The 12,592-nt window shown below is 25.6% G+C and carries 14 protein-coding genes; 12 read left to right on the top strand and 2 right to left on the bottom strand.

Features of this window, described 5'->3' with window-relative positions:
• Window positions 1–343 precede the first annotated feature (343 nt).
• The 9 genes from I2A75_RS16125 (at window position 344) to I2A75_RS16080 (ending at window position 8,432) form a co-directional block, all read left to right on the top strand.
• Entirely contained in the window at window positions 344–1,714 is a 1,371-nt protein-coding gene (locus I2A75_RS16125; RefSeq protein WP_195266488.1) for a radical SAM protein, read from the top strand.
• 23 nt (window positions 1,715–1,737) lie between these two features.
• Window positions 1,738–2,916, top strand: coding sequence for an MFS transporter (locus tag I2A75_RS16120; protein ID WP_195266478.1), 1,179 nt, complete (start codon window positions 1,738–1,740; stop codon window positions 2,914–2,916).
• A gap of 12 nt (window positions 2,917–2,928) precedes the next feature.
• Window positions 2,929–4,392 carry an ABC transporter substrate-binding protein gene (locus I2A75_RS16115; protein ID WP_195266476.1) on the top strand — a complete coding sequence of 488 codons (1,464 nt, stop codon included), beginning with the start codon at window positions 2,929–2,931 and terminating at the stop codon, window positions 4,390–4,392.
• Between the two features lie 4 nt (window positions 4,393–4,396).
• Complete coding sequence (locus tag I2A75_RS16110; protein ID WP_195266474.1) at window positions 4,397–5,086, top strand: DUF3109 family protein; 690 nt, start codon at window positions 4,397–4,399, stop codon at window positions 5,084–5,086.
• 782 nt (window positions 5,087–5,868) lie between these two features.
• Window positions 5,869–6,063 carry a DUF4177 domain-containing protein gene (locus I2A75_RS16100; protein ID WP_195266469.1) on the top strand — a complete coding sequence of 65 codons (195 nt, stop codon included), beginning with the start codon at window positions 5,869–5,871 and terminating at the stop codon, window positions 6,061–6,063.
• A complete protein-coding gene (locus tag I2A75_RS16095) occupies window positions 6,063–6,374 on the top strand; it encodes a hypothetical protein (RefSeq protein ID WP_195266467.1) in 312 nt (103 codons plus the stop codon). The genes I2A75_RS16100 and I2A75_RS16095 overlap by 1 nt, the downstream gene beginning before the upstream one ends.
• A 251-nt stretch (window positions 6,375–6,625) precedes the next feature.
• Window positions 6,626–6,820, top strand: a complete 195-nt coding sequence (locus I2A75_RS16090) for a hypothetical protein (RefSeq protein ID WP_195266465.1) — start codon at window positions 6,626–6,628, stop codon at window positions 6,818–6,820.
• A 397-nt stretch (window positions 6,821–7,217) separates the two neighbouring features.
• Complete coding sequence (locus I2A75_RS16085) at window positions 7,218–7,811, top strand: hypothetical protein (RefSeq protein ID WP_195266463.1); 594 nt, start codon at window positions 7,218–7,220, stop codon at window positions 7,809–7,811.
• Window positions 7,812–7,862: 51 nt separating this feature from the next.
• Window positions 7,863–8,432: a dihydrofolate reductase family protein gene (locus tag I2A75_RS16080; RefSeq protein ID WP_195266461.1), complete on the top strand. Its 570-nt coding sequence runs from the start codon at window positions 7,863–7,865 to the stop codon at window positions 8,430–8,432.
• A 357-nt stretch (window positions 8,433–8,789) separates the two neighbouring features.
• Here I2A75_RS16080 and I2A75_RS16075 read toward each other — a convergent pair whose 3' ends face one another.
• Window positions 8,790–9,107, bottom strand: a complete 318-nt coding sequence (locus I2A75_RS16075) for a DUF2085 domain-containing protein (RefSeq protein ID WP_243242198.1) — start codon at window positions 9,105–9,107, stop codon at window positions 8,790–8,792.
• A gap of 25 nt (window positions 9,108–9,132) precedes the next feature.
• Entirely contained in the window at window positions 9,133–9,363 is a 231-nt protein-coding gene (locus I2A75_RS16070; protein ID WP_195266457.1) for a hypothetical protein, read from the bottom strand.
• A 397-nt stretch (window positions 9,364–9,760) separates the two neighbouring features.
• Between I2A75_RS16070 and I2A75_RS16065 the strand changes: the two genes are divergently transcribed.
• Genes I2A75_RS16065 through I2A75_RS16055 form a run of 3 tightly spaced genes read left to right on the top strand, consistent with a single transcriptional unit; the run spans window position 9,761 to window position 12,431 of the window.
• Entirely contained in the window at window positions 9,761–10,339 is a 579-nt protein-coding gene (locus I2A75_RS16065) for a class I SAM-dependent methyltransferase (RefSeq protein ID WP_195266455.1), read from the top strand.
• Window positions 10,340–10,351: 12 nt separating this feature from the next.
• Window positions 10,352–11,224, top strand: coding sequence for a class I SAM-dependent methyltransferase (locus I2A75_RS16060; RefSeq protein WP_195266453.1), 873 nt, complete (start codon window positions 10,352–10,354; stop codon window positions 11,222–11,224).
• A complete protein-coding gene (locus I2A75_RS16055; RefSeq protein WP_195266452.1) occupies window positions 11,214–12,431 on the top strand; it encodes a radical SAM protein in 1,218 nt (405 codons plus the stop codon). Before I2A75_RS16060 ends, I2A75_RS16055 begins: the two co-directional genes overlap by 11 nt.
• The last annotated feature ends 161 nt before the right edge of the window (window positions 12,432–12,592 follow it).

The following is a 12,592-nucleotide window of genomic DNA, read 5'->3' as shown; positions in this document are numbered from 1 at the left end:
AAATTAATTATATCAGATACTTTGCAAGACTAACTTCTGTTTAAGTAAAAAAACGGAAGTTACTTTTTCAATTTACATGTTATTAAAAATGTTATAATTTGTCTTTTTTTATTAGAATATATTTACATTAATTGTATTATATTGTATAATTAGAATAAATAGGGGTTACCCTATATATTCTAAGGGGGGGTGAAATTATGAAATTATTTGCATTTGCAAAAAGAAGACAACCGGTATCATTTAGAGACAATTTTACACATACTAAATATTCTATTTAAATTTAAAAAAGGAGCAATAGGTATAATGTTGCTCCTTTTAATATATTGAGTAAAGGATGATAATTTTGGATAATAGAAAAATAAATTTATTAGGTAAAATCAGCAGTTATACAAATAAGGAAGGTACTAAAGAAGTAATTATTTTCCCTGAAATACCTTATTGGTTCATAGCGTCTAAAGGTAGTAGTGACATACTTAGAAAAGTAAATGGAATGACATTACAAGAAATTAAAGATTTTGATAATGATACTCAAGAATTTATTAATTCGTTAATTGACCAAGGTATATTATATCTTGGAGAAAATATACAAAATATAGAAGATACTAATAAAGATGAAATTGAAATTTATCCTTTACAAGGAGTATGGTTAAATATTGAATCTAGATGCAATATTAATTGTAAGCATTGTTTTTTAGGAGATAAAAAACAAGTAGAAAACAAGTTAACTCCTAGTGAAATGAGAGATCTTGCATTAGATTTTATCAAAGTAGGTGGGAAAAATGGTGTAAAAGTAGATATAACTGGTGGTGAGCCATTATTAAGAAAAGATATTATAGAAATATTTGATGCCATGAATATAGATGGAATAGAAGTTAATTTTATTACAAATGGTCTATTATTTACTGAAGAAGTAGTTAATTATCTATCAGAACATAAAATATCAACAACAATATCGTTAGATGGAGTAAGTAAAGAAACACATGAATTTATACGAGGTAAAGAAACATATGATAAAACAATAAAAAGTATAAAATGGTGTGTGGATAAGGGAGTTCCAGTAACACTATCTATGACAATTCATAAGAAAAATCAGAATGAAGTGATTGAATATTTCAAATTTGCAGATGAAATTGGTGCAGATAGAGTAATTCTAAATTTCTTAAATGATTTTGGAAATGCTAAAGTTTATGGTATTGATATTCCAAATGAGTATAAAATTATTAAAGATCTATTGGAAGAAGCAACATCAAATGAATATCTTTTTAATAAACTTATTGATACAGCTATAAGCAAATTAATAGAAACAGTACTACTTCCAATAAAGACTGATTGCTGTGGGTCAGGTATAAATACATGTTCAATAACTGCAAATGGTGATGTTTTTCCATGTCCTTCTTTTCAAGTTAATCAGTACAAGGAAGATAATGTTAGGCAACGTTCATTTTCAGATATTTGGAGAGATACTAATACATTTAAAGAACATAGACGCATTAATATAAATAATTTAAATGAAACTTGTAGTAAATGTGATTTTAGATTTTTTTGTGGTGGGGGATGTAGAGCACAAGCGTATTTTACAAATAACAATAATCTTAGTGCAAGGAGCAAAAAATGTTCTGATTACAAAAATACTTTTCTTGAAATAATGTGGATGCTTGAAAAATATCCAATACTAAGCGAGTTACATACATTGGAAGGAACGTTACTAAAATAAAATAGTATTCAAGGAGCTCTATAATGAAATATAATAAAAAATTTGAACTATGGATATTTGCAATCGTATCAGGTTGCTTCTTAATGAGTTCAAATGCTATTACAATTATTATTCCATTAAAAATGGCTGATCAAGGCTTATCTTTTGCTAGCATAGGTAGTGTTATGGCTTCATTCTCCCTTGGTATGTTTTTTATAAAGGTTATAACAGGGAGGCATTCCGATTTAGTAGGTCAAAAGATATATCTTATAATATCATTAGCTTCAAGTTCAATAATAATTTTTTTAATGGCTTTTGCAACTTCAATAATATATTATTTAATACTTTTATGTTGTTTAGGTCTGTGTAGAGGTATTTTCACCTCTATAAATTCTTCTTATACAATAGAACTTACAAAATTTGAAGATAGAGGAAAGGGATTTGGTAATGTACTAGGTCTATCATCAATTATTACTTCTTTCGGCGGAATGGTAGCAGGGTTTCTTTATCAGTTTAATCAAGGTAAATATTCATTTATTATAATTTCAGTAATTTTAATTTTAGCGTCTATAGTAACTATCTTCTTTCTACCCTCAATTCAAAATCAACCTCAAAAGTTTATTAATAAAAATCTATTTAGTGGAATTAATAAAATGATTTATTTATTTTGTATTGTTATGTTCTTACAAACATTTGTTACTAGTCCTATGTGGAATACTCTAGTTCCAATGCATTTTTATAAAAACTTTGGATATACTGCAGTAGCACTAGGGATTGTTATGTCTTTAGATGAATTAATAGGCTCTCCAACTTATTTTGTTGCAGGACATATTGCTGATAAAATTAATATTAGAAAAATGGTTTGTTTAAGCTATTTTTTTGCATCTTGTTCAGGTATATTAATGATATTAGTATCTAATTCAATAAGTTTTCTTATAATGTTTTTATTATGTAGTATATTTGTGACATTTACATATATAGCAATTCCTAAGGCAGAATCAATATTTATAAGAAATGAATTTAAAGGATTTGAATTATCTCTTATATCATTAAGTGCTAGTATTGGTGATGCTTTAGGGAATATTTCTCTCGGTAAAATTGTAGATAGATTTAATATTAATACGGGAATAATGACGTTTTCAATTATATATGTAATTATTGTATTTTTACTATTTATAAACCTTAGGAAAATAGAAAATAATACTAATGATTTAGTTAAATAATAGGAGGTTTAAATGAAAAATCTAATCAATGAAAATACTATTTGTAGATTACAAATTGATATGCCAAGTTCTATAGATCCAGTATTTGCAGCTGATACAATAAGTAGGGAAATTATTGATAATGTCTATGAAAAATTATTTAATTTTATAGGAGACAACTGTGTTCCAGTTCTTGTTAAGGAATGGTGGATTAAATTTGATAAGATTTATTTTTTTGAACTTAAAAGAAATATATACTTTCATGATGGTTTAGAATGTGACTCCTATGCTGTACAAAAATCTTTAATACGAATGTTAAATGAATCAAAAAAAGCTAATGAGTTATTTAATGGATTATTAAATCCTGATAATATAGTATGTCTAAATAAATATCTTTTTAGTATTGAATTAGATAAAAACTGTTTAGATTTAATCTACTTTTTAGCTATTCAGGAAAGCTCAATTATAAGCCCAAGACTACTGGACAATCCAACCTTATTATCAGAAACATCTAGCGGTACAGGACCATTTAAAATAAAAAATATTGATACTTATAATAAAGAAATTATCCTAGAACGCTTTGATAATTACTGGGAAAAAAAACCAGACTCTAATTATATAAGGATAATTTGTGAAAGTAATTATGAAAAAAGAAAACAATTATTTTTAACTACAGGAGATATTATGGCTGTTCAAGCAAGTAAGTCTAAAGATTTTGAAAAATACACAGATATAGAAATAAAAAAATTTCCAGCTTTGGATATGGTATTATTTGTATTAAATTCTAATCGAATACCATTAAATATAAATGAATTTAGGAAAGCTCTGATATTATCATTTGATTATGAAAATTTTTTGGAGTTTGGTAGAAAAGGAATGGGAGAAAGAGTAAATACAGCTATACCTAAAGGCGTTTATTCACATAATTCTAATATACCTCTCATTAATTATAATATTGATGAGGCTAAAAGAATCATTAAAACTATTAACTTGGTTAATATCCCTAAATTAAAAGTATTGAGTGTTTTAGGAATGGAAGATGCAGATATAGCTTGTAACATTTTAAAAAATGGGCTTCAATTAATAGGAATTGATTTAGAAATTACAAAACTACCGTTTTCACAGTTTTGTAAAGAATTTGATTTAGGTGAATTTGATTTATCATTTTTATCATATGCTCCAGATACTAATAATCCATATAGTTTTGCATATGATTTTTATCATAAAAATGGTGAAATTGCAAGTGTTGTAGGGTTCAATAATTCTAAAATTAATCATCTTATTAATAAAGTAAGATTTGAGAAAGATAATCCTAAAAAGTATAATATTTACAATAAAATACAAGATATGGCATATAATGAACATCTATATTTATGGCTATATCAAGGGCAAAATTTAAAAGTTTATAAAAGTAACCTATCTAACGTATCTCACAATATATTAGATGGAGATTATAATTTTAAAAATATTATAAAATTAAAAAATAAAAAGGAGTAATTTTATGCAATATTATAGGAATACAGGAGAAAAATTTGATGATTTTAAACCGGATGTGCTTTTAGTAAACGAATATTTAGAAAAAATAGATAAAATTAGATTTGGAAATATTATTGTAGATAAAAATGCAATTATTAATAAATGCTGGTCATGTGATCCTAAAAATTGTACTTTCAATGCATCTGAAGATTTTAGTGGTACTTGCTGTGATGGCGGTGGAATTATATCTCCATATAACGAAAAAGTAGTAGAACTATATATTGATGATGTTACAAAATATTTATCGTCTGAAAAAATTGGCTTATTATCACAAAATAAGATGACTCTATGTAAATATAAACTAAATGAAATTAATGATGAATGTGTATTTTTAGCTACTAGTGACAATGGTAAGGATAGATTTTGTTCACTACATAGAATTTCTGAAATAGAAAATATACCAATCTATTCAGTAAAGCCTTTTGATTGTTGTATATCACCATTAGAAATAATAATTTTAGATAATAAAGATATTTTTATTACACTCGCAACATCTGAGACTTCAAAATTCGTTAGATGGAGAAATTATATGGATTGTGTTGAAAATCCTTTGCCTAATTCATCTCCTATTTATAAAACAATGGAATATACATTAAGATACTTATTTGGTAATGTGTTCTATGAAGAATTGGACATGTACGCTTCTAATTTATAGTAATATTATCCTTAAAAATAATTTTAACGAAATAAATATTAGTATATTAAAAGTAAAGAACCTGGATGATTCAGGTTCTTATTTTTTACTTAGATAAATTACAATATCAAGTGCAAAATTAATTAATTTTAAAAAGTAACCCATACATTTATGTTCCGGTTAAAGTAATAATTGACTAGAAAAATACTTTAAAGGATATGACAATATGTGTTATAAACATATTACTATAAATAAACGATATTGTATATTAGAACGCTTAAATTTAGGATCGAATATATCTAAAATAGCTAAAGAGCTTAATAGAAGCAAAGCTACTATTTCAAGGGAGATTAAACGAAATACTGCAAATTTCCTTAAAACTCTTATCGTTGATCGTGGCAGAGAATTTGCTGGATATGAAGAATTAGAGTAAACTTTAAATGTAGGTGTATACTTTGCTTATCCCTATAGTTCTTGGTAAAGAAGTACTAGCGAAAATGCTAATGGATTAATGAGAATAATTTCCCCTAAAAAGTTTAAATTTTCTACCTATACACAAAACGATGTTAATATTGTCTAAAATTATTTAAGCAATAGACCACGAAAATGTCTTGGATACAAGACTCTATTAGAAGAATTTAACAAAGAATACTAAGCGGTGCACTTAGTTTGACAATTCGTCATAATAAAAAATAGAAATTATCTGGAATTTAATTGAATATTTTGAATATAAATAATATAATTTTAATATATAAATAAAATGAATAGTAAATTTAAAAATATATTATAGATGGAGGAGTAAAATGAAAAGATATAAGGTTCTTAGTCAAAAAGATAAGTGGTTTTCAGGAAAGTTTGATCCTCAAAAATTAGAGGATGCATTAAATGCATATGCAGATCAAGGGTGGGAATTAAAAGCAGCTGCAACTGCTGATATTGCATCATTTGGTGGAAGTAGACAAGAGTTCATTGCAATTATGGAAAGGGAAGAGGATTAATGGCTTATACTACTTTCTATAATGATATAGTTTTTATTGAAGGAATTAATAGTAATGCAAAAATTATTGGAAGTGTTAGTTCTGACTTAAGTTTTAAAATTGGAGCACAATTAAAAAATTTAAATGATGTAAAAAGTGATATGGCTAATAAAGCTAAAGCATTAGGCGCTAATTGTATTGTAGATTTTATTTATGGTCAAAAAAGTAGATGGCTTGCAATAGATGATGTTGCTTTTTATGGTAAGGGAAAAGCAGCTATATTACCAGATAATGTTTATGAAGAATTAGTTAATAAGGTTAAAAATAGGTAGACAGTTGTCTACCTATTTTTTATTATAGTTTAAGTATAATATTACTATCTATATAAAGAAAATATATTATATAATTGAAATTAGAAGTTGTGAAAATACTAGTATTGGGTTAGCAATATATAGTATAAGATAAGAGTATATTAATAGTATAAGATAAGAGTATATTAATAGAATAAGATAATGGCTATAAATAGACATTGTATAAATTATTTGCTAAAATATAGTGAATAAAACTTATGGAGGAAAACTGAATGATTTCTAAAAAGCAACTTAAGGATGAAATAATAACTTATGATATAATAACTTATAAAGATGAAGATGGAAAACAAGTAGAATATGTTGAAGTTACTCTTACTGATAGAATCATTGATGTATATATGGACATTAGAGAAGTCAATATAGGTCTTATTGCAAATAAAATAATTGAAGATAATTTATACGAATAAAAAGTGGTGAAACGTTAAATTTCACCACTTTTTAGTTAATGCATCTTATTCATAAGCAGAAGATAACATAGATAATATGCTAATAGTTATAAGTCATATAGTATTTTTATATAAATAATTAATATTATTTTAAAATCACTTATGAATTTACTTCTTTTTTATCTTATGTAGATAATTATACTATAAAAGCTTTGTTTACTATCATTTTATATGTAAATAGTATTTCAATAATTTATAGTTTTTAGAAAAACTTAAGAAAGATATTTTTGAATAATTTGAGTATATGCTTACGATGAAGTTATCAAGTTAAATATGAATTCAAAGGTGATAATATTTGAAGAATTTTTACTTATAGTATATTATTGTAAATAGAATTATAAAAGGTGGGGGATTTTTTATGTGTGATATGAAAAGAAAAGATTATATTGATGAGCTAAAGAAAAGCATTGAAGAGAAAATGGAAAAGCTTTTTGAAAAAGCACATAAATACACTGAGAACTTAAGTCATGAGGATATAGTAAGGTTACATGAAAATCATGTTAAAGATGTATTCTATGCTTATATTAATAATATTCCTTCTCTACAAAAGATAGTAGCTGAAATAGGAGAGGAAAAATTATTAGAAGATATTAAATCTAAGTTTATGGCGAATTTTCATTTTCATGAGAAGATGGTAAAGTGCGAAGAATTTAGGGATGATAGGGAAACTAAATATACAGAGAAAGAGATTACAGAAAATAATAAGAAAATATCAAAATATATTCATGAAGTAGTAACATCAATTATTGAAGAATGTAGAGATTTAAATACTGAAGAAATAAAAGAAATACATATATTTATATTTAAACTTATATTTCAATCTGATATAGAACATATACCTTGTTTTAAAAATGCATCTGAAACTATGAATATGGATGTTATAAATAGAATTCATGATAGAAAAATAAAGGAAACTATAAGTAAGTATATAGCAATGAGTAAAGAAAATTAGAAATAATAAATTACAATCTCTAGAGAAAAAATATAAGGAGGAGTAAGAGCTATGTCAAATAATATAAAACAGAGAAAAATAATTTTAGATTTAGCAACTACTTTAGACGGGTTTATTGAAGGGAAAAATGGAGAAGTTGATTGGTGCATTATGAACACTGATATGGGATTTAATAATTTCTTAAATGAAATTGACACTATTTTATATGGAAGAAAAAGTTACGATTTATGGGGACAATATATTCCATCAGATGAGGATTCTGATAACGAAAAAGAAATTTGGAAATTGATTCACAGTAAAGAGAAATATGTGTTTTCTAGAACAAAAATAGATACTGATAATCAAGCAATATTTATAAATGAAAATAATCTTGAAGAAGTAAAAAAACTGAAGAATAAGCCTGGTAAGGATATTTGGCTATATGGAGGGGCAAGTCTCATTACAACTTTTATAAATTTAGGGCTTGTTGATGAATTTAGATTATCTGTTCATCCTGTTGTTTTAGGAGAAGGAAAACCGTTGTTTATTGATATAAACCAGAGATTGAATTTAAAATTGGTTAATACCAGAAAATTTTCTTCTGGTGTTGTACAACTAATATATCATTGGGATGGTAATTAATTTTTAACAGAGGCAAAAGCAAATGTCTTAATGTTAAATAGAATTTATATTAAAAGTGATAATTTAAATAATAAAAAAATTATAAAAGAAAATTATAAACTAAAATAAAGTAAATATTTTTATTAAGAATATAAGGGTGAATATAAAAAGATATGTTCCATAAGCTATTTATATTCGCCAACTTATATTTATCATTTTAAACTAATAAATGAAGTTTTATTGACATTAATAATATGAAATAATCTTTTGATTTTTATATAATTTCGGATATAATTCTAAATTTAAGCTATCTAAAATGAGTAAATTTTTATAAAATAAGGTCTTGCTATGTAATTTTTTAATGAAAGAAATATATAGTTACCAATTAACTAGGATTACATAAAAATTAGCTATTACACTTATAATCCCAAAGCCACAAAGAAACCCAGTGATAACTCGCCTAGTATTATTAGAAGAATATATTTTTTTATGCTGAATAAACCAATCACCAAACATGATCATTGCAAAAATTAAACTTAAACTAACGGAAATTCTAAAACTGAAAAATAAAGCTAGTAGACCTAAAATATATCCTATTAATAAGCCTGTACACCTTGCGCATATAGGAAATTGATAATTATAAAAGAAAAAGCTTCTTTCAGATTTTTGATGACAAGTCTTAGAAAAAAGCTTCATAAAAAATAACCAAATCTTATCTTTTTTACTCATCTATAAATCTCTTTCCACAATCATTACAAATACAAGTTGTTTTTTCCTTTTCACCGTCAGCACAACATAAGCCACATAATAATCCAATAGGACCAAGACATATAGTTCCAATAACTCCACTTGTTATGTCAAAGTTTTCTTTTTGCTTTTCAATTATAATTTTTATATTTTTACTTTTACAAAATGGGCACTCAACATTTTCCTTTGAATTAGTATCATCCATTTTTAAATCCTCCATATAATAATACCATTAATCATCTTTTTACTTATATATAAAATTATACCATTATATAGGTGTTTAATATAATCATTTTTATAAAACTTATTTGGTTTATCATATAAAATTATCTAAACTTTATATGAGTGTGGATAATAGGCTATATCTGGATAGCTAATAGTGTTACAATCAAGAGAAACTAACATTTCAGTTTCTGATGAATTAATTATCTTATTAGCTCCTTTCTCTAGTGGCGAGCAAATTATAATACTAAATTTAAACTATTAGACTTAATAAAAATACATATTTTAGAAAAAATTAAGGAATATATACCAAGTTTGTAAGAGTTTCATGTTATCATATAATTAGCAAATATTAACATAATGGATGAAAGGATATTTATATGAATTATTTATTTAAATATTACAGTAAACAATATGATAAATTTATGAAAATATTTAATTTAGATAAGAATAAAGAAATAATAAAAGTACTTAAAGATGTTAATAATATAGAGATTTTAGACATTGGTGGGGGAACAGGAACTCTTGCAGATATTCTAATAAAATTAGGGGCAAATGTAACTATTCTTGATCCTGAAGTTAAAATGACAAATATAGCGAAGGAAAAAAATAATGAAGTTAAGATAATTAATGGATATTCAACTAATATTGCTTTAACTGATAATGGATTTGATTTAATTATAATGAGAGATTCATTTCATCACATACAAGATAAAGAAAAGACTTTAAATGAATGTAAAAGATTACTTAATGATAAGGGTAAAATTTTAATTTATGAATTTGATAGAACTCACATAATAACTAAGCTTATATATATTTTTGAAAGAAGTTGTTTTGAAAAGGTTAAAATGCTATCTAAAAGCGAAATGAAAAAATTAGCTTCACAGTATTTCAGTAATGGAGAAATAATTAAAATATCAAATCATGAATATATATATATTGGAGAGAATTCAAATTAAAAGGAGTTATTAATGAATATTTTTAAAGGGCTGTTTAAAATTATAAAACTATTCTTATCTAAAAAGTACACAAATCTAGATGATATAGCAAATTCTTATACAAGAGTTAGTGGAAATTATAATGATTCCTTCCTAAAAGAAATGCATAAATATAATAAAGAAATGTTAGATGAAGTAATTATAAGGTATATTGATAATAAATCTAATTCATCTCCTAAAATTCTTGATCTTGCTTGTGGGACTGGCTTTAATAGTAACTTTATAAATTCTAAAATCAATAATGCAAGTTTCACTTTAGTAGATATATCAGAGGGAATGTTAAATGAAGCTAAAAATAATTCTACTTTAAAAGCAGATTTTATAAAAAGTGATATGTTATCTTTTTTAAAAAGCTCAAAGGATAATAGTTTTGATATTGTTATATGTTCTTGGGCAATTAAATACCAAAATCCTCATGAAATTATAAAAGAGGTTTCTAGAGTTTTAAAAAAGGACGGATACTTTGCAGTAATAGTTAACTTAAAAGATACATTACCAGAGGTTAGAAAGATATATCCAAAGCTTATTTTAAGAAATTATAAGAAAGTAAATAAAATAATGAAAGAGCTTCCTAATCCAATTCATCATAAGACCTTTACAAGATGGTTTGAAAAGGAAGGGTTTTCTAAGATAGAAGTAGAAAGCGGATCTCATATATTTACTTTTGACAATGCACAATCGGTGGTTTCTTTTGTAACATCTACAGGAGCCTTAGCAGGGTTTGACGCTATGATAGATATGGAAGATGAAGAGGTTAAAAGCTCAATGATTAAGTTAGTTGATAAAAAAGGAATTAAAACAATTACTCATAAATATGTTTGGGGGATTTTTAAAAATGATAAGTAATACAATGCCAATTATAAAAGCAATGTTAAATACAAATGTAAGAAATAATTTCTTTTATATACATAAGAGATTTAAAGAAAGTAAAGATTATAAGCCTATAAATGCCGTAAAATGTGGAATGAATGTCATAAAAAATGATAGATTAGCTGTTCATAATGGTAATTTTGTAGTTAATTCATTTTTGCCACCTTTAAATAGCATAGCTTATAAAAGTATTGTAGATGCAGTTCCTGGAGAAAATGCTGAATTCTTTTATAATCATACTATTGGCAAAAGACTTGCTCCAATTTCTACATATATAGCTATCACAGGAAGATGTATGTATAACTGTTGGCATTGTAGTGCTAAAAGGTTTATTAAAAATAAGGACGATAAATCAAAAGAAATGACAACAGATGAAGTCAAGAAAATAATAAAATCACTTCAAGATTTAGGTGTTGGAATAATTGGATTTACAGGCGGAGAGCCTCTTCTTAGAAGTGATTTAGAAGAAATTATAAGTAGTATAGATAATAGAAGTATTTCATATTTATTTACAAATGGCTATTCACTAAGTCTTAACAAAGCAAAACATTTAAAACAAGCTGGGCTTTTTGGTGTTGGAATAAGTATTGATAGCTTATATAAGGAAAATCATGATAAAAAAAGAGGTTTTAGTGGTGCATATGAAAATTCAATTTCAGCAATAAAAAATTGCAAAGAAGCAGGACTTTATACTATGGCTCAAACTGTATGCACAAAAGAAATGCTAAAAAGTGGAGAAATATATAAGTTAGGTAAGTTTCTAAAAACATTGGGAATAGATGAAGTTAGAATACTAGAACCTATCCCATGTGGATCTCTTTTAGTAAAGTCAGATGAAATATTCTCTAAAGAAGATAAAAAAGCACTTATAAAGCTTCATATAAAATTTAATAGAGATAAAGGCTATCCTAAAACATCAGTATTTCCATACGTTGAGTCAAAAGATCAATTTGGATGTGGAGCAGGGGTACAACACTCCTATATAGACAATGAAGGAAACTTTTTGCCTTGTGACTTTGTTCCTGAAGCATTTGGGAATGTATTAAATGAAGATATAAAAGATATATGGGATAAGATGCATGGTAAATTAGGTAGAGCTAAGACATATTGTTATGCAAAAAAATGCGATAAATGCAACGAAAATGAGTTGCCTAAATACTATAAATTACTTAGTGGAAGATAATTATAAATTGAGAATTATAAATGCTACGATAACTAGATATGTTCCATAAGCTAGATAGCTACATAAAGAAGTACTAGGCTTGAAAAAACTACTATGTCAAGGATTTTGATTAAACTCGCTACGCTCAAACAATTAAGCTAGTAGTTCTTCATTTGCCAAGT

Origin of the sequence: Clostridium sp. 1001275B_160808_H3 (genome assembly GCF_015550425.1) — a bacterium.
Classification (GTDB): Bacteria; Bacillota; Clostridia; order Clostridiales; family Clostridiaceae; genus Clostridium.
This window is presented reverse-complemented; position numbering and strand designations above follow the sequence as displayed.